This is a genomic window from Amycolatopsis sp. NPDC005232, assembly GCF_040607795.1.
Lineage (GTDB): Bacteria > Actinomycetota > Actinomycetes > Mycobacteriales > Pseudonocardiaceae > Amycolatopsis.
Map to the genome: position 1 here is coordinate 80,447 of NZ_JBEXHL010000021.1, position 16,950 is coordinate 97,396.

Annotated in this window: 19 protein-coding genes; 11 read left to right on the forward strand and 8 right to left on the reverse strand. The window is 68.3% G+C overall.

What is annotated here, in order from left to right; all coding sequences use genetic code 11:
- Position 1: 1 nt before the first annotated feature.
- Complete coding sequence (locus tag ABZU76_RS33205; protein WP_354876406.1) at positions 2–220, forward strand: aspartate/glutamate racemase family protein; 219 nt, start codon at positions 2–4, stop codon at positions 218–220.
- 44 nt (positions 221–264) lie between these two features.
- Here ABZU76_RS33205 and ABZU76_RS33210 read toward each other — a convergent pair whose 3' ends face one another.
- Positions 265–1,191 carry a LysR family transcriptional regulator gene (locus ABZU76_RS33210; protein ID WP_354876409.1) on the reverse strand — a complete coding sequence of 309 codons (927 nt, stop codon included), beginning with the start codon at positions 1,189–1,191 and terminating at the stop codon, positions 265–267.
- Between the two features lie 118 nt (positions 1,192–1,309).
- Between ABZU76_RS33210 and ABZU76_RS33215 the strand changes: the two genes are divergently transcribed.
- From ABZU76_RS33215 to ABZU76_RS33245, 7 genes are all read left to right on the forward strand, one after another.
- A complete protein-coding gene (locus ABZU76_RS33215) occupies positions 1,310–2,416 on the forward strand; it encodes a hypothetical protein (RefSeq protein WP_354876412.1) in 1,107 nt (368 codons plus the stop codon).
- 47 nt (positions 2,417–2,463) lie between these two features.
- The gene (locus ABZU76_RS33220; protein ID WP_354876415.1) at positions 2,464–3,018 is read left to right on the forward strand and encodes a UGSC family (seleno)protein; all 555 of its coding nucleotides are present in this window, start codon (positions 2,464–2,466) and stop codon (positions 3,016–3,018) included.
- Positions 3,019–3,036: 18 nt separating this feature from the next.
- Entirely contained in the window at positions 3,037–4,044 is a 1,008-nt protein-coding gene (gene trxB, locus ABZU76_RS33225; protein ID WP_354876418.1) for a thioredoxin-disulfide reductase, read from the forward strand.
- Complete coding sequence (locus ABZU76_RS33230; RefSeq protein WP_354876420.1) at positions 4,044–5,222, forward strand: acyl-CoA dehydrogenase family protein; 1,179 nt, start codon at positions 4,044–4,046, stop codon at positions 5,220–5,222. The genes trxB (ABZU76_RS33225) and ABZU76_RS33230 overlap by 1 nt, the downstream gene beginning before the upstream one ends.
- Positions 5,219–6,337, forward strand: a complete 1,119-nt coding sequence (locus tag ABZU76_RS33235) for a CoA transferase (RefSeq protein ID WP_354876423.1) — start codon at positions 5,219–5,221, stop codon at positions 6,335–6,337. Before ABZU76_RS33230 ends, ABZU76_RS33235 begins: the two co-directional genes overlap by 4 nt.
- A 131-nt stretch (positions 6,338–6,468) precedes the next feature.
- Complete coding sequence (locus tag ABZU76_RS33240; protein ID WP_354876426.1) at positions 6,469–7,815, forward strand: MFS transporter; 1,347 nt, start codon at positions 6,469–6,471, stop codon at positions 7,813–7,815.
- Between the two features lie 48 nt (positions 7,816–7,863).
- The gene (locus ABZU76_RS33245) at positions 7,864–8,757 is read left to right on the forward strand and encodes a LysR substrate-binding domain-containing protein (RefSeq protein WP_354876429.1); all 894 of its coding nucleotides are present in this window, start codon (positions 7,864–7,866) and stop codon (positions 8,755–8,757) included.
- Between the two features lie 48 nt (positions 8,758–8,805).
- On the opposite strand, the gene ABZU76_RS33250 is transcribed toward ABZU76_RS33245, so the two are convergent.
- The 7 genes from ABZU76_RS33250 to ABZU76_RS33280 form a co-directional block, all read right to left on the reverse strand.
- Positions 8,806–9,666 carry a 3-hydroxybutyryl-CoA dehydrogenase gene (locus tag ABZU76_RS33250; protein WP_354876432.1) on the reverse strand — a complete coding sequence of 287 codons (861 nt, stop codon included), beginning with the start codon at positions 9,664–9,666 and terminating at the stop codon, positions 8,806–8,808.
- Positions 9,663–10,010 (reverse strand): thioredoxin, encoded by a 348-nt coding sequence (gene trxA, locus ABZU76_RS33255; protein WP_354876435.1) that lies wholly within the window; start codon positions 10,008–10,010, stop codon positions 9,663–9,665. Before trxA ends, ABZU76_RS33250 begins: the two co-directional genes overlap by 4 nt.
- A gap of 35 nt (positions 10,011–10,045) precedes the next feature.
- Positions 10,046–10,972 carry a thioredoxin-disulfide reductase gene (trxB, locus tag ABZU76_RS33260; protein WP_354876438.1) on the reverse strand — a complete coding sequence of 309 codons (927 nt, stop codon included), beginning with the start codon at positions 10,970–10,972 and terminating at the stop codon, positions 10,046–10,048.
- 15 nt (positions 10,973–10,987) lie between these two features.
- Positions 10,988–12,193, reverse strand: a complete 1,206-nt coding sequence (locus tag ABZU76_RS33265; RefSeq protein ID WP_354876441.1) for an acyl-CoA dehydrogenase family protein — start codon at positions 12,191–12,193, stop codon at positions 10,988–10,990.
- A gap of 104 nt (positions 12,194–12,297) precedes the next feature.
- On the reverse strand, positions 12,298–12,546 hold the full coding sequence (locus tag ABZU76_RS33270; protein ID WP_220242400.1) for a NifU family protein: 249 nt from the start codon (positions 12,544–12,546) through the stop codon (positions 12,298–12,300).
- On the reverse strand, positions 12,543–13,145 hold the full coding sequence (locus ABZU76_RS33275) for a UGSC family (seleno)protein (protein ID WP_354876444.1): 603 nt from the start codon (positions 13,143–13,145) through the stop codon (positions 12,543–12,545). The genes ABZU76_RS33270 and ABZU76_RS33275 overlap by 4 nt, the downstream gene beginning before the upstream one ends.
- Before the next feature lie 11 nt (positions 13,146–13,156).
- Positions 13,157–14,206, reverse strand: a complete 1,050-nt coding sequence (locus ABZU76_RS33280; protein ID WP_354876447.1) for a hypothetical protein — start codon at positions 14,204–14,206, stop codon at positions 13,157–13,159.
- 231 nt (positions 14,207–14,437) lie between these two features.
- Here ABZU76_RS33280 and ABZU76_RS33285 point away from each other — a divergent pair, with 231 nt between their 5' ends.
- From ABZU76_RS33285 to ABZU76_RS33295, 3 genes are read left to right on the forward strand one after another with little or no spacing between them, the layout of a single operon-like run.
- On the forward strand, positions 14,438–15,424 hold the full coding sequence (locus tag ABZU76_RS33285; protein WP_354876449.1) for a LysR family transcriptional regulator: 987 nt from the start codon (positions 14,438–14,440) through the stop codon (positions 15,422–15,424).
- On the forward strand, positions 15,408–16,190 hold the full coding sequence (locus tag ABZU76_RS33290) for a 3-oxoacid CoA-transferase subunit A (protein ID WP_354876452.1): 783 nt from the start codon (positions 15,408–15,410) through the stop codon (positions 16,188–16,190). Before ABZU76_RS33285 ends, ABZU76_RS33290 begins: the two co-directional genes overlap by 17 nt.
- Positions 16,187–16,828, forward strand: a complete 642-nt coding sequence (locus tag ABZU76_RS33295; RefSeq protein ID WP_354876455.1) for a 3-oxoacid CoA-transferase subunit B — start codon at positions 16,187–16,189, stop codon at positions 16,826–16,828. Before ABZU76_RS33290 ends, ABZU76_RS33295 begins: the two co-directional genes overlap by 4 nt.
- The last annotated feature ends 122 nt before the right edge of the window (positions 16,829–16,950 follow it).

Here is a 16,950-nt window from a genome sequence, read left to right on the forward strand (position 1 = left end):
GATGAAGAAGATCGGGATCGTCGGCGGCCTCGCCTGGCCGAGTTCGATCGTGTACTACCGTGTCGCCGACCTGGTGGGTCGCGGCGCCGAGGTGATCATCCTCGGCTGCACCGAGTTCGGTTTGCTCGTCGAACCTCTGGACAGTGCCGTGCCCGTCATCGACACGACGCTCGCGCACGCCGAAGCCGCGGTCGATCTGGCGCTCGCGTCGCGTCCCTGAGGCCGACGGCCGCGGCGGACCCGCCGTGTCGATGAAACCTGCCGTCACGGTTCATCCGTTGCTCCGTCGCTGAACTGTGTCCTCAGCAGATGGAAATGTTCCTCGATCAGCAGCTCTCGAAGCCGGTGAGCCGCGACAGGGAGGTAACGGCCGCGGACTCGGGCGATCCCGATCGTGCGCTGGGCACCGGAGTCGGCCAGCTCGGTCTCGGGCGGACTCCAGCGTCTCTCGGGCCCGACGGCCGGTGGCAGGACTGCGATGCCGAGGCCGGCGCCCACCAGCCCGCGCACAGTCGGCACGTCGGCTCCTTCGAACACGATCCTCGGCCGGACGTCGGCCTCGGCGCAGAGGGCGTCGGTGATCTGACGCAGACCGTAACCGGTTTTGAGCGCGACGAAGGGGCGGTCCGCCACGTCGCGCAGCCGAACCGGTCCCTGGCCTCCGCCCGTGGGCTCGCCCGGAGGGGTCACCAGCACCAGTCGCTCGGTCCACAGTGGAGTCCACTCGACGCCCGGGCGAGCCGGATCGGGTGAGGTGAGACCGAGATCGACCTGTCCGCTCTCGAGCATCGCGACAACGTGTTCCGCACCGCCCTGCGACAGCAGGAACCTGACCGCGGGAAAGGTCGTGCGAAACTTCTGGACCAATCCTGGGATCAAGATCGGTCCGAGGCTGGGCACGAAGGCCAGGGCTACTTCTCCACGCTCGGGGTCTGTCGCGTCCGTGACGGCAGCGCGACCTGCCTCCAATGACCGCATCGCGTCTTCCACGTGTGCGCGGAACAGTTCGCCGTAGCGGTTGAGCCGGACGACTCTCCCTTGCCGGTCGAACAACGGGATTCCCAGCTCCTCTTCGACTCGGCCCACGGCCTTGCTGACTGCCGACTGTGACATGTGCCGGGCGTCGGCCGCCCGTCCGAAGTGCTCGGAGCGGGCGCACGCGAGGAAGACCTCCAGGTCTCGAAGCTCCATTGAGGACTCATTCCTACGGGGAACTGATTCGAAGAAAATCTTTCACTGGACGCAATGATAGGCCGCTTCTAGCGTTCGAGACAGACCCCTCGACAACGACGTGTGAAGGCAGGCAGGCATGACGCTGGCCCAGAAAGAATCAAGCGCCGCCGGGCTCGTGGAACACTACTTCGAGCAGCCGTGGAGCGACGGGCTTCCGGTTGTCCCGCCGACTCCCGAACTGGTCGAGCAGATGGTCGAGGCGCTGGGCGGTGACGGTTCGGTGGTCGAGGGGCGGGTTCCGCCCCGGTGGGGGACCCTGACTCGCCAGGTGCTCGCGGTGAACATGGTTCTGGCCGGATGCAAGCCCGAGTACGCGCCGGTGGTGAAGGCCGCGGTGCACGCCGTCTGCGAACCGCGCTTCAACCTCAACGGTCTGCAGGCGACCACGCACGTCACCTCACCGCTTTTGGTGGTCAACGGCCCGATCCGCACCGCGATCGGCATGAACTCCGGAGGCAACGTCTTCGGATCCGGCAACCGGGCCAACGCGACGATCGGCCGCGCGATCCGGCTCGTCATGCTCGCGGTCGGCGGGGGAGTCCCCGGTGACCTCGACAAGAGCACGCTGGGGCACCCGGGCAAGTACACGTTCTGCATCGCCGAAAACGAGGAAGCGAGCCCGTGGGCGCCGTACCACGTCGAGCACGGCTTCGCCCCGGAAGACAGCACGGTGTTCGCGATCGCGGCCGAGGCTCCGCACAGTGTGACCAACCACGTGTCGGACGACCCCGAGGGCATCCTCGACAGCATCGCCTCCGGCATGCGCACCATCGCGCACAACAACAGCGTGCTCGGCGGCAGCTGCACGATCGTCATCGGCCCGGAGCACGCCGAAACGATCAACAAGCACGGTTGGACGCGGCACGACGTGCGCAGCTACCTGTGGATGAACAGCGCGAACAGGTTCGGCGAGATCGCGCACAACCACCGCCACGGCAAGGTCTACAACCGCAATCTGCCCAAGTGGTACCGCCGCGATCTCGATTCGCCGGCCCCGATCGTGGAGACGCCCGACGACCTGCACCTCTTCGTCGCCGGCGGCCTCGCCGGCCGCTTCTCGGCGGTCCTGCCCGGGTGGAGCCGGGCCACGGTGCCGGTGCTGCAGCCGATCGAGAACGCCCAGGGCGAACTGCCGGAGCCGGCGGACGGGCCGGACTGCTCCGACGGCACCTGCCGCCTCTGACGCCGACCGCCACGCCATCCACAGCATACGAACGGAGAACGACCGACATGGATTCTTTCATCACCTTCGATCCGACCGGCAGCGTTGAGGCCGCAGCGCAGGAATGCGCCCCCCGCGTACCGGAGATCAAGGGCAGCCGGCTGGCCGTCCTCAACAACACGAAGTGGAACGCCTCCAAGCTGCTGCGCCAGTCCGTGGCCCAGATGGAAGAGCTCGGCGCGAAATTCGACAGCGTGAACTTCTACGACAAGCACCACTTCTCCTCCGACGCCGAGCCGGCCCTGCTCGACCGGATCGCCGCCGAGAACGACATCGTGCTCACCGCGATCGGTGACTGCGGCTCGTGCACGTCCTCGTGCGTCAACGACGGCATCCAGATGGAGCTGCGTGGTCTTCCCGCCGCGGTCATCGTGACCACCGAGTTCGAGCGCGAAGCGACTCTGCAGAAGCGTGCGCACGGGATGGACGATCTGGAGCCGGTCGTGATCACCCACCCCATCTCGTCGCTCGCTCCGGACCTGTTGAGCGGCCGGGCCCGCGAAGTGGCCCCGCAGGCCCTGTCGATCTGGGTCACCGGCGCGCGTCCGGTCGCCGGCGCCTGACCTCGGATCGGAGTCGAGATGCCAGACCAAACCGACGTTCTGATCGTGGGTGGCGGGCCGGCCGGCCTCACCGCCGCGATCTACACCGCACGGGCCGCCTTGACGGTGGTGGTTCTGGAGGGCGAGCCGTCGTCCACTTCAGACCAGCCCGGCGGCCAGCTGATGCTGACCACCGACGTGGAGAACTACCCGGGATTCCCGAACGGGGTGACGGGCCCGCAACTGATCACCGATCTGCGCGAGCAGGCCACCAAGTTCGGTGCTCGTCTCGTTCCGGGCAAAGCCGCCCGGGTCAAACTGGACCGATCTCCGTTCCACGTCGAGGTCAGTGGCGACGCCGGTGCGTTCAGCGCGCGCTCGGTGATCGTCGCGACCGGTTCGCTGACCAGGATGCTCGGGCTTCCCCGCGAGCAGGACCTCATCGGGCGCGGCGTGTCGACCTGCGCCACGTGCGACGGATTCTTCTTCCGCGGCCACGACATCGCCGTCGTCGGCGGGGGAGACTCCGCGCTGGAGGAGGCACTGTTCCTGTCGAGGTTCGCGCGCACGGTCACGATCATCCACCGCCGCGACGAGCTTCGGGCTTCGAAGATCCTGCAGGCGAGGGCGGAGCGAGAGCCCAAGATCACGGTGCGGTGGAACAGTGTCCTCGACGAGTTCGTCGGAAATGATCGTCTCGAGGGCGTGCGGCTGCGTGACACCACGACCGGCAGCCACGACGTTCTTCCGGTCACCGGCCTGTTCCTGGCCATCGGCCACCTGCCCAACACCGCGGTCTTCGACGGGCAGCTGGAGCTGGACGACCTCGGTTACCTCGTCACCCGTCGCGGCTCGGCCACCACCGTGCCGGGCGTGTTCGCCTGCGGCGACGTGCAGGACCCGGTGTACCGCCAGGCGATCACCTCGGCCGGCAGTGGGTGCATGGCCGCGCTCGATGCCGAGCGGTGGCTCGAGGAGCTCGCCCATGACCTCGTGCCGGCCTCCGAGCTCGCCGAACCGGCGGCATCGACCTCAGGGAGCCTGTGATGACTGCCCCCAACCCGTTGCGCCCACTGGATCTCCTGGCACTGGACGAGGAAATCGGCGACGAGGAAAAGGACATCCGCGACGCCGTGCGGCGCTTCTGCGACGACCGGGTGCGCCCGCACATGGCGACCTGGTTCGAGCAGGCGCACCTGCCGATTCGCGACCTCGCCCGTGAACTGGGCGAGCTCGGCGTGCTGGGCATGCACTTGCAGGGGTATGGCTGCGCGGGCACGAGCGCCACTGCCTACGGATTGGCGTGCCACGAACTGGAGGCGGCCGACTCCGGGATCCGCAGCCTGGTCTCGGTCCAAGGATCCTTGGCCATGTTCGCCATCCACCGCTTCGGCTCCGAGGAGCAGAAGGGCCGATGGCTCCCCGAGCTGGCCGCGGGCCGGGCCATCGGGTGCTTCGGCCTGACCGAGCCCGACTACGGCTCCAACCCCGCGGGCATGCGCACCAACGCCAAACGAGACGGTGACGACTGGATCCTCAACGGCACCAAGATGTGGATCACCAACGGGTCCGTCGCCGACGTCGCGGTGGTGTGGGCGCAGACCGACGAACGGATCCGGGGCTTCGTCGTGCCCACCGACGCCCCGGGATTCAGCGCACCCGAGATCACGCGGAAGATGTCGCTACGCGCATCGGTCACGTCCGAGCTCGTGCTGGAGGACGTGCGGCTTCCCGCCGACGCCGTCCTGCCGGAGGCAGCCGGGTTGTCCGGGCCACTGACCTGCCTGAACGAGGCGCGGTTCGGGATCGTGTTCGGCGCACCCGGAGCGGCTCGGGAATGCCTGGAAACCGCGATCGACTACGCGATCAACCGCCCGGTTTTCGACCGCCCGCTGGCCGGTTTCCAGCTGACCCAGGCCAAGCTCGCCGACATGGCGGTCGAGCTGGACAAGGCCATGCTGCTCGCACTGCGGCTGGGCCGCCTCAAAGACGCCGGCCGGATCAGGCCATACCAGATCAGCGTCGGCAAGCTGAACAACGTCCGCGAATCGCTCGCCATCGCCCGCCAGTGCCGGACCATTCTCGCCGCGAACGGCATCACCCTCGAGTACCCGGTGATCCGGCACGCCAACAACCTCGAGTCCGTCCTGACTTACGAGGGCACCTCCGAGATCCACCAGCTCACCGTCGGCCAGGCACTGACCGGCATCGGGGCGTTCACATGAGCGGCACCGGTGCACTCGGCGGCCTGCGCATCGCCGACTTCACCCGCGTCCTGTCCGGTCCCTACGCCACAATGCTGCTCGGCGACCTCGGCGCCGAAGTGATCAAGATCGAACGCCCGGGCGTGGGCGACGAAACCCGGTCGTGGGGACCGCCGTGGTACGAGGGCCAGGCCACCTACTACCTCGGCGCGAACCGCAACAAGTCGGTCGAAGGCGTCGACCTCGGCACCGAGCCGGGCCGCGCCCGGGCCCGAGCGCTCATCGAACAGTCCGATGTGGTCGTGCAGAACTTCCGTCCGGGAACGATGGAACGCTTCGGCCTCGGCTACGCCCAACTCGCCGCCGAGCGGCCTGAGCTCGTGTACTGCTCGATCAGCGGCTTCGGGGCAGCGGGCGGCGCGGACCTGCCCGGCTACGACCTGATCGTCCAGGCGGCCGGCGGGCTCATGAGCATCACGGGCCCCGACGACGCGACGCCGATCAAGACCGGTGTCGCGCTCGTCGACGTGATCTGCGGCTTGCACGCCGTCACCGGAATCCTCGCCGCGCTCCGGCACCGCGACGAGACCGGTGCCGGCCAGCACGTCGAGGTCAACCTGTTCTCCTCGTTGCTTTCGGCGCTCGCCAACCAGGCCTCCGCCTACGTCGCTACCGGGCACGTCCCCAAGCCGCTGGGCAACCGGCATCCCAGCATCGCGCCCTACGAGACGATGAGAACAGCGGACCGGCCGCTGGCCATTGCCGCCGCGAACGACAAACTGTTCGCGGCACTGGCCCGGTCGATCGACCGGGCGGACCTGATCAGCGACGAGCGGTTCGCCACCAACCCCCAGCGGGTGCTCAACCGGCAGCAGCTCGTCAAGGAGCTCGAGCAGACACTGAGCCGGGCACCGGCGGACCACTGGTTCGACCTCCTGCGCGGGGCCGGAGTTCCCTGCAGTCCGATCAACGACCTGAACCAGGCCTTCGAGCTGGCCACCTCACTGGATCTCGACGCCGTCGTCTCGATCACGTGCCCCGACACCGGCACGCCCTACCCCCAGGTCGCCTGCCCGATCCAGCTGTCGCACACCCCGGCCACCTATCGCCGGGTACCACCGCCGTTGCCCGGCTAGGACAGCAATCCCCACCCGATCTGCCACCGTTTTCTTACGCCGCAAAAGAGTCTGCACACCCCAGCCATGTCAGCGTCGACACCGGGGAGCGCGTAGCGCAACCGAGTGTCCTTCCACCAGGAGGACCACCCATGGTTAGCTCAGCCACCACAGCCAAACGCCCGGCCCGCCAACTCCTGGCCGGCGCGGTCGGCCATTTCGTCGAATTCTTCGATTTCCTCATCTACTCATACCTGGCGATCTACTTCGCCGGTCAGTTCTTCCCCTCGTCGTCCGGCTCTCAGCTGGTGCCCCTCCTGAGTGCATTCGGCGTCTTCGCCGCAGGCTTCCTCGTCCGGCCGATCGCCGGCTTGGTGATCGGTGTCTTCGCGGACCGCTACGGCCGTCGCGCGGCGATGACCATGAGTGTGTGGATGATGGGCGCGGCGAGCTTGCTCATCGCGATCACCCCCACCTACGCGCAAATCGGCATCGGCGCACCGATCGTGCTGGTCGTGGCGCGCATCCTCCAAGGCCTGTCCACCGGCGGTGAGTACACCGCGGCCGCCGCCTTCCTCGTCGAATCCGCGCCGGCGAACCGGCGGGGACTGTTCTCCAGTTTCATGTTCGTCAGCTCGAGCATCGGCAAGATGGTCGCGCTCGGCGTGGTGGCCTTGCTGGCCGGGGTGCTGGGCGATGAGGCGATGCGCAGCTACGGGTGGCGCATTCCGTTCGCGCTCGGCGCCGTCATCGCGGTTGTCGCCTGGTGGATCCGGCACCGGTCCCAAGAAACCCTGGAGCAGGCCGAAACCTCGTCCGGAAAGGACACTCGGGCGGAGAAACCAGGACTGTTCGAGGCGATGCGCCGGCACCCCGTGCAAACGGTGCAGGCGGTGGGACTCGTCGCGGGCATCGGCGGCAGCGTGTACTTGTGGACGACCTACTTCCCCACGTACGCGAGCGTGATGACCGACCTCGGCGCCTCGGCGTCGATGGTCGCGAGCCTGATCGGACTGGCCGTCTACACCGTCGCCGCGCCCTTGGTGGGCCTCCTCGCCGACAGGGTCGGCACGCGCCCGATCATGTACGCGTTCGCGATCTCCACCGCGGTCGGCACCGTGCCGCTCCTGCACCTGATGTCCGCGGGATTCGTCGGTGTCCTTGCCGCGCAGATCATCGGACTCCTGTTCACTTCTCTCGGCACTTCGATCATGGCCGCGGTTCTCGTGCAGATGTTCCCGCAACGCTTCCGCGTCGCCGGAATGGGCTTCCCCTACTCGCTCTCAATCGCGATCTTCGGCGGCACCGTGTCGACGATCGGGACCGCGCTGGCGAGCGCCGGCGCCGAGAACTGGTTCGGCTGGTACATCGCCGCGCTTTCGGTGATCACCCTGATCACCACGATCAGCCTGCCGCGCAACCGCCGCCACGGTGTGTCCGAGGAGCGACCCGCCGGCGACCACGCGGCCAGGCCCGGGCCGGTTCACATCGAGCCCTGACGGCACTGTCGCGACATGCACCCCAACGCCAGGTCCGAAGTGGACAGAATGGCGGCGGCACTGGCGCCCCGGCTGCTGCTGCTCGCGCTGCTCCACTCGGAGTGCAACATCACCGAGGCAGCGGACCGGCTGGGGATCCCGCAGCCGACCGCCAGCAGGTGGCTTGCGCAGATGGGCGACGACCTGGGCGCGCCCGTCGTCGTGAAGCACGGCCGCGGGGTACGACTCACCCGGGCGGGAGAACATCTCGTGCGCAGCGCCGTGTCCGCCGTCGCAGACCTGCGCAGTGGATGTCGCCAGGTCATGGATGAACGCGATCCCGAGCGCGGCCAGGTGAACTTCGCCTTTCTGACCACGATGGGACAACGGCGAATTCCGGACCTGTTGCGCGCGTTCCGCCACCAGCACCCGCACGTGCGGTTCGTCCTGTCCCAGGGGTCGGGGGACGAGGTGCTCGCGCAGCTGGAGAGCGGGCAGTGCGACCTGGCGTTGATGACCCGCCGGCACGACGAGACGCATCTCGCACAGGTCGTCCTCGGCAAGCAGCCGGTCGTCGCCACGGTACCCGCGAGCCATCCACTGGCGCGGCGCGCGGGTATCCGGGTCGGCGACCTCGCCGACGAACAGTTCGTGGGGCTCAAAGAGGGCTTCGGCTTCCGGAAGTTCACCGATGAGCTCTGCCGCGCCGCCGGCTTCACTCCCCAACAGGCGTTCGCGGGCGAAGAGGTCGACACCGTACGCAGGCTCGTCGCCGTCGGGCTGGGCGTGGCGCTGCTGCCTGCCGACGAGGACGCAGTGCCCGACGGAGCGACAGAGATACCGTTGATCCCCAGTGTCGATCGGGAGATCGCGTTGATGTGGCGAGTGGAGGACAGCGTCATCCCGGCTGTGGGCGCGTTTCGCGACCACGTTTTGAACACCTACGACGTCGTGGCGCCCTGACCGAGTCGGCACGTGAGCCTGTTCTCGATCACAGGCGTGCGAGGCCGTTCAGGCGTAGGTGTAGAAACCGCGGCCGTTCTTGCGGCCGAGCAGGCCGGCATCCACCATGCGGGCGAGCAGCGGCGGAGGGGCGTACAGCGGTTCCTTGAACTCCTCGTACAGCGATTCGGCCACGGCTTGGGTGGTGTCGAGCCCGATCAGGTCCGCCAGGGCGAGCGGGCCCTGCGGGTGCGCGGCACCGCGGACCAGCCCTTCGTCGATGTCCTCCCGCGTGGCGAACCCGGACTCGAGCATCCGGATGGCCGCGAGAATGAAGGGGATCAGCAAGGCGTTGACCACGAACCCGGCCCTGTCCTTGGCCAGGATCGAATGCTTTCCGAGCATGTCCTCGACGAACTCCCGTGCGGCTCGCGTGGTCTCCTCGCCGGTCAGCAAGCTCGGCACGAGCTCCACCAGGGGCAGCACCGGCGCCGGGTTGAAGAAGTGGATCCCGATGACGTGGGCGGGCCGGGTTGTCGCGGTGCCCAGCTTCGTGATCGGGATCGACGACGTGTTGGAGGCGAGGACCGCGTCGGGTGCCTCGACGATCTTGTCCAGCTGCCGGAACACCTGTGCCTTGGCCGCTTCGTTCTCCAGGATCGCTTCGATCACGAGCGTGCGGTCGGCGAGCTCGGCCAGGCCGTCGACCACCCGGATCCGCTCCAGCACGTCGGCGGCACTGGGAATCTTCCGCTTGCGCTCGGCCCGGTCGAGCGACGCCTCCAACCGCCGTCGTCCGGCATCCACCGCCGCGGAACCGGATTCGGCGACCACCACGTCCAGCCCGGCTCGCGCGCAGACCTCCGCGATCCCGGCGCCCATCAGGCCGCACCCGACCACACCGACCATTTCCCCCGCTGCCGGCCTCATTCATCACCCGAGATCAGGACGGCGTCGAGCTCGGCCAGCAGCTCGGTTTTCGCCTTGGCGCCCACGATGCGGTGCACGATGTCACCGTCGCGGAACACGAGCATGGTCGGCAACGACAGGACGTGGAAGTCCTTGGCGGACCGCGGGTTCGCGTCGACGTCGAGCTTGGCCACGGTGATCCTGTCGCCGTGGTCCCCGGCGATTTCGTCGAGCACCGGGCCGAGCTTCTTGCAGGGCCCGCACCAGGGTGCCCAGAAATCCACCAGGACGGGCCCGGGGCGGTTCAGGACGAGCTCGGCGAACGAGTCGTCGGTGACGGTGACTACGGTGGTGTTCTCGGACATGTCCACTTCCTGACGAGAGTCGGTTGACTGCAAGGTCATTCGATGCCGGCGAGGTGGCGTTCGACGTCGAGGGCGGCGCTGCAGCCGCTGCCGGCCGCGGTGATCGCTTGCCGGTAGGTGTGATCGACGAGGTCGCCGCAGGCGAAGACGCCGGGCAGGTCGGTCCGCGTCGATCGGCCCTGGGTCACTACGTACCCGGCCTCGTCGAGGGAAACCTGGCCGCGGACCAGTTCGCTGCGGGGCTCGTGTCCGATCGCGACGAACACGCCGCTCACGCGCAGGGTCGAGGCGGACCCGGTGACCGCGTCGCGCACCGCGAGACCGGTGACCTGTTCGGTGCCGGCGACGTCCTCGACCACGGCGTTCCAGACGAACCGGATCTTGCTCTCGGCGAAGGCGCGCTGTTGCATGATCTTGGACGCCTTGAGTGTGTCTCGGCGGTGCACGACGGTCACGGTCTCGGCGAACCGGGTCAGGAACATCGCCTCCTCCAGCGCCGAGTCACCACCGCCGACGACCGCGATGTCCTGGTCCCGGAAGAAGAACCCGTCGCAGGTCGCGCACCAGGAAACGCCGTGCCCGGCGAGCCGGTCTTCGCCGGGCAGGCCCAGCCGGCGGTAGGCCGACCCCATCGCGAGGATGACCGTGCGGGCCCGCCACTGCCGCCCGCCGGCTGTGACCGTCTTGATCTCACCCGTCAGATCGACCTCGGACACGTCCTGGGCCAAGAGTTCGGCACCGTACCGGCCCGCTTGCTTGCGCATGGTGTCCATGAGTTCGGGGCCCTGGATCCCGTCGGCGAAACCGGGGAAATTCTCGACCTCGGTGGTCTGCATGAGCGCGCCGCCGTACTGACTGCCTTCGAACACCACCGGCGCGAGGTTCGCCCGAGCGGTGTAGATCGCCGCGGTGTAGCCGGCGGGGCCGCCGCCGACGATGATGACATTGCGGACCGAGTCCATGATCGTTCTCCGGGTTCAGTGGAAGGCGCTCAGGCCGGTGAGTGCCTGGCCGACGACGAGGGTGTGGATTTCCCCGGTTCCTTCGTAGGTGAGGACCGATTCGAGGTTGGCCATGTGCCGCATCACGGGGTACTCGCCGGTGATGCCGTTGGCACCCAGGATCGTGCGGGCCTCGCGGGCGACCTCCAGCGCGGCGGCGACGTTGTGCCGCTTGCCGAAGCTGACCTGGTGCGGGTGCAGCCGGCCGGCGTCCTTGAGCCGGCCGAGGTGCAGCGCGAGCAGCAGCGAATTGTTGACCTGGGTGGCCATCACGACGAGCTTCTGCTGGGTGAGCTGGAACCCGGCGATCGGCCGGCCGAACTGGGTGCGCACGCCCGCGTAGTCCAGGGCCGCCTCGAAACACGCCCGCGCGGCGCCGGCCGCGCCCCAGACGATGCCGAAGCGCGCCTCGTTCAGGCAAGACAGCGGCGCGCGTAGCCCGGCGGACTCGGGCAGCACGGCTTCGGCCGGCAGGTGGCAGTCCTGGAAGAGCAGCTCGGAAGTGGTCGAGGCCCGCAGCGACATCTTGTTCGCGACGTCTCGGGCCGAGAAGCCGGGGGTGCCACGGGGCACCACGAACCCGCGGACGCCGGTCGGCGTCTTCGCCCACACCACGGCGACGTCGGCGATGCTGCCGTTGGTGATCCACATCTTGGCGCCGTTCAGGATCCACTCGCCGTGCTCGAACCGTGCGGTGGTGATCATCGAGCTCGGGTCGCTGCCGGAGTCGGGCTCGGTCAGCCCGAAACAGCCGATCGCGGTTCCGCGCGCCATCTCGGGCAGCCAGCGCTGCTTGTGTGCTTCGCTGCCGTAGGTCCGAATCGCGAACATGGCCAGCGATCCCTGCACCGAGACGAAGCTGCGCAGCCCCGAATCGCCGGCTTCCAGTTCGAGGCAGGCCAGGCCGTAGGCCACCGCGGTGGTTTCGGCGCAGCCGTACCCGGACAGGTGCATTCCGAGCAGGCCCAGCTCGCCGGCGGCGGCGGGAAAGCCCTCGGGCAGGTGACCGGCCGAGTAAGCGGCGGGGATCCGGTCGAGCAGGTCACGGCGCACGAGTTGCCGGACGGTGTCCCGGATGAGGCGTTCGTCGTCGGACAACGACGCGTCGAGATCGAGGAAGTCGTGGGGGTCCGGCTGCGCCCGCTGCCGGGTGTCGGCACGGGAGCCCGAGAGTGTGGTCACAGGAATCGTTTCTCCGGTCGGGGCTGGGGTTGGGTGGACCTACGGGCGGCGGCCGGGGCCTGCGCACGCGGATCGCGTGACGCAGGTGCCCTGGCCGCCATCTCTCACTCGCTGCGTGGGTCGATCACCTCGACCGCCGGCTGCGCGGCGATGCTGTCGCGCAACACGGAGCCGACCACGTCACGCAGCTGCTGCGGGGGAACGATGCATTCCCAGCACGTTTCTTCCCCGCCCACCAGCCGGAGCGTGACCTGATCCGGCGTCGCGTTCTCCACGGTCAGATCCGCACCGTCGGCCTGAAACCCTTGCCGCAGCCCGTCCAGGGCCTTTTCGACGTCTTCGCGGATGCTCATGCCGCGTCTCCGATCAGGACCGCGGCGACCGAGTCCACCAGGGCGAGGGCGCGGCGCTGCAACTCGTCGTCGCTGACGGCGGCGATCGGGTGCTCGACCTCCACGAACCGCAGGTCCGGACGCCCGAACGCGGCGCTGTGCGCGACCGCGGAGTTCATGAAGACCTGGGTGTGGATGGTGGCGGTGGGAATCCCGCGGGCTTCGAGTTCGACGGTGTCCCGCACGCAGCCGGACGTGCACGACCCGCACGCACCGACCCCGGTGACCACGAAGTCGTAGTCGTGGGAGAGCTCGTCGAGCAGCGACGGATCGGCCGGGCGCGAGTAGACGAGCTTGCGAGCCATGTCCATCGGCTGCACCCCGTACTTCTTCTCGAGCAGGTTGCCGACGTGGCGCAGCAGCGGCCCGGCGTTGCCCTTCGTGTTGTCCAGCAGCACACCGTGGGCGCCGGCGAGCGAAGCCAGGCGCTGCGCGGCGGCGCCGGCGGTCTCGACGGTGCGGGGGGTAGCGGTCGGATCGACCAGGCCGAGCGTTTCGACCAGGTACCGGGCCGCGCCGGCTTTCTCGTCGGTTCCGATGTCGACGGTGACAGCAGACATGTGGTGACCTTTCATCCTTCGATCTTGCGAGTGACCGACCGGGTTCCCCAGCCGGGCAGATACGCCGAATGCCGACCCGGACCACCGGCGACGAGGACGGTGATGTCATTCACGCGGCGGGTGACGGGAATGCGGGCATCGGGGTCGTCGCGATCGACCCAGCGCGGCCAGGTCGTGTAGTTCTGCGTTTTGCGGCCGTGGATTCCGCCGGCCTTGATCTCGCGATGACTGCGAGTGGCGTTCTGGAACAGGAAATGCTGGACGTCGGCCTTGGTCCAGCCGGCCGAGGCGATGATGCGGGCGTGTTCGGGGCAGAGCACCACGAAGCTCTCGCCCTGGATGAAGATGTGGTTCGACCCGAGGTTGGTCATCATGCTTGCGACCGTGATCAGGATGTCGAACGGATTGTCCGCGGCCTGGTTGTTGATGTTCTGCGGGCCTTCCGCGCCGTAGAGGGTGACCGCGCTGTCCGCGGCGCGCAACCCGCGGTCGACGTGCAGGCCGGCCCACGGGGACTCCTCTTCGTTCTCCCCGATGCAGAACGTGAACTTCCCGGGCTGCCCCAGCGTGGCCTTGTCCGCCTCACCGGGACGCGAGCCGCCGATGTTCACCAGCGCGAGTTTCAGGGCGCGGCCCAGGGTCGCGTTCGCCCGCACCCCCTGGCCGAACACGTTGGCGCCCGAGTTGATGCCCAGCTCGTTCCGGATCGGCCCGTGCACGACCAGCAGCGGCGAGGCCATGTGCGTCGAGCACTGGACACCGCCGATGTTCATCGACGGTGCGGTCGCGGCCTCGATCGCCGCGATCAGCACCGGCATGTGCGCCGGCACGCAGCCGGCCATCACGGCGTTGGCGGCGATCTTTTCGGTCGTCGCGGCCCCGCCCAGCGGGGCGATCTCGGCGATCACCTCGTCGGCCCCGCGCCCGCTGCGCTCGACGAACTCCGCCACCCGGCGGGCGGTCGGCGGGATGACCGGCAGGCCGTCGGTCCAGCCGGCGGCGACGTACATCTCGAACAGATCCATCGGGTCGGCTTCCCGGCCCAGCATTTCCGTCGTCATTGTCTTCCTTTCTCGGGCGGCAGACCGCGCCCGGTCGCAATGATTCGATCGGCTCGAAATCGGGACCAGGCAAGGGAAGGAGGCCCCTGGGCGGATTCGATGCCAGTTATCAGCTATTGCCTTACGGCGTCCCGTTATCCTAGAGTGGGATGCTAACAGCAGCCAGAAACGAGGGTCAACGATGATTCCAGAACAATTCGGAAGTCATATTTGCATAACTGGAATTCACAAATGAATGAGCTGCCTGATTCGAATCCGGATGCAGTGTTGAATACCCTGTGTCCGATGTTCGTGCAATTTGCCGCGGTGGCGCGAGAAGGGCAGGTCACCAAGGCCGCCGCGGCGCTGGGCGTGCCGCAGCCCACGGTCACCCGCCACTTGGCGCGGCTCGAGAATGTCCTCGGGGTCCGGCTGTACACCCGTGCTCAGGGTGGCATGACACTGACGGCCGACGGGGAGCAGTTCGTCAAGCCTGTGCAGCAGGCCCTCGCGGTGCTGACCACCGCCATCGACGATCTGCAGGTCCGCACGGCCCACGAGCGACTTCGGCTGGGGTTCCTGCACACGCTGGGCGAGCAGGCGGTGCCGTTGTTGCTGCGCCGGTTCGCCGAGCGGGCACCGCAGATCAAGTTCTCCCTGGCGCAGGACAGCGCCGATCAGCTGCTGAGACTCTTGCGCGAAGACCAGGTCGAATTGTGCTTGACCTCCCCGCTACCGGCCCTGCCTGACATCGAGGTCGCCCGGCTGGGTCAGCAGCGGCTGGTCCTGGCGGTACCGGCGCCGCATGTGCTCGCCGGGGAGTCCGAAGTGCCGTTGGCCGCCGCGGCCAGCGATGATTTCGTGACCCTGGGCGTGGGCAACTACATGCGGCAGATGGCGGCAGACCTGTGCCGGGCTGCCGGGTTCGAACCGCGGATCGCGTTCGAGGCGGCCGGCATCAGCACCCTGCGGGGTCTGGTCGCAGCCGGACTGGGGGTGGCCATCGTGCCGGCCGCCCCGGCACCGGTCCCGGGCCTGGTCGAGGTCCCGCTCACCGACGCCGGCGCCTACCGCGAGGTCGGGCTGGCGTGGCGGGTCGACGTCGAGCTGACCGGACCGGCGCAGCGATTCCGGAGTTTCGCCGTCGACGAGTTCTCCACCGCACTCGACGACTCGACCGGCACCAGTGCCTGGCAGGACCTCACCACCGGGGGAGAACACGATGAACAAAGTCGTTGACACCGCCGCGGACGCACTCGCCGCGGTCACCGACGGGCAGACGATCGCCCTCGGCGGGTTCGGGCTGTGCGGAACGCCCGCGGCTCTGCTCGAGGCGCTGCTGGACTCGGGAGCCACCGACCTGCATCTCATCACCAACAACTGCGGCCCGGACACTTCCGCCGTCACCGAGCTGCTCCGGGCGAGGCGGGTTTCCCACATCACGGCCTCCTACATCGGCGACAACACGGTGTTCCTGAGCCAATACCTGCGGGGATCGCTCAGCGTGGACCTCGTCCCGCAAGGAACACTGGCCGAGAAGCTGCGTGCCGGCGGTGCGGGGATCCCGGCGTTCTACACGCCGACCGGAGTGGGCACGGCCGTGGCCGAAGGCGGCATTCCGCTGCGCTACGGCACTGCCGGAGTGGTGGCCGAATACTCCACGGCACGCCGGGTCGAGCGGGTCGGTGGCCGGGAGTGCCTGCTCGAGCACAGTCTCACCGCCGATCTCGCCCTGATCCGGGCCGAGGTCGCGGACACCCAGGGCAATCTTCGCTTCCGCGCTTCGGCGCGCAACTTCAATCCGCTGTGCGCGATGGCGGCCCGGGTCGCCGTCGTCGAGGTGGTGCGGGTGGTGGACGCGGGCACCATCGGTGCCGACGACGTTCATCTGCCCGGTGTGTTCGTTTCCCGGGTGCTGCCCGTCGGCGCGCGGATGCACAAACCGATTGAACGGCTGCGGGTCGCGCATCCGCGAGTCGCCGAGGAAGGGAAACGTGCGTCATGACGTGGTCTCGTGAGCAGATCGCCGCCCGCGCCGCTGCCGAGCTGCGCGACGGCCAGCACGTCAACCTCGGCATCGGCATCCCGACGCTGATCGCCGACCACGTCCGGGACCGGCCCATCGTGCTGCACTCCGAGAACGGAATCCTGGGCCTGGGCGGCCACCCGGCCCCGGGGCGAGAAGACCCCGATCTGATCAACGCCGGGAAGGAGACCGTGACCACGGTGAACGGTGCCTCGTTCTTCGACTCGGCCACTTCCTTCGCCATGATCCGCGGCGGGCACATCGACGTCGCGGTGCTCGGGGCCATGCAAGTCTCGGTGGCGGGCGACCTGGCGAACTGGACCGACGGCGGCTCGGTCGTCAAGGGCATCGGCGGCGCGATGGATCTCGCCAGTGGCGCCGAGAAGGTGCTCGCGGTGATGACCCACCGCACCCGCGACGGCAACTTGAAACTCGTCCGCCGCTGCGGCCTCCCGCTGACCGCACGCGGCTGCGTCGCGACGGTCATCGCGGACATCGGCGTTCTCGACGTCCGGGGCGATCACTTCGCCGTGCGAGAACTCGCGCCGGGAGTGTCGATCGACGGCGAACTGGCAGCGCTGCTGCGTCCCGCTACCGGGCAATTCCTTCCCCGGTAGCCTGGCACGGTTCAGCCGTACGCTTTCCGACGAGCAGAACACCTCCGCGGGAGCGGCCGCTCGGCGAGATACGGAATTGCATCGGCTTATTCCTTTGTGGATTTCCGTGCAGGACTTGTTTC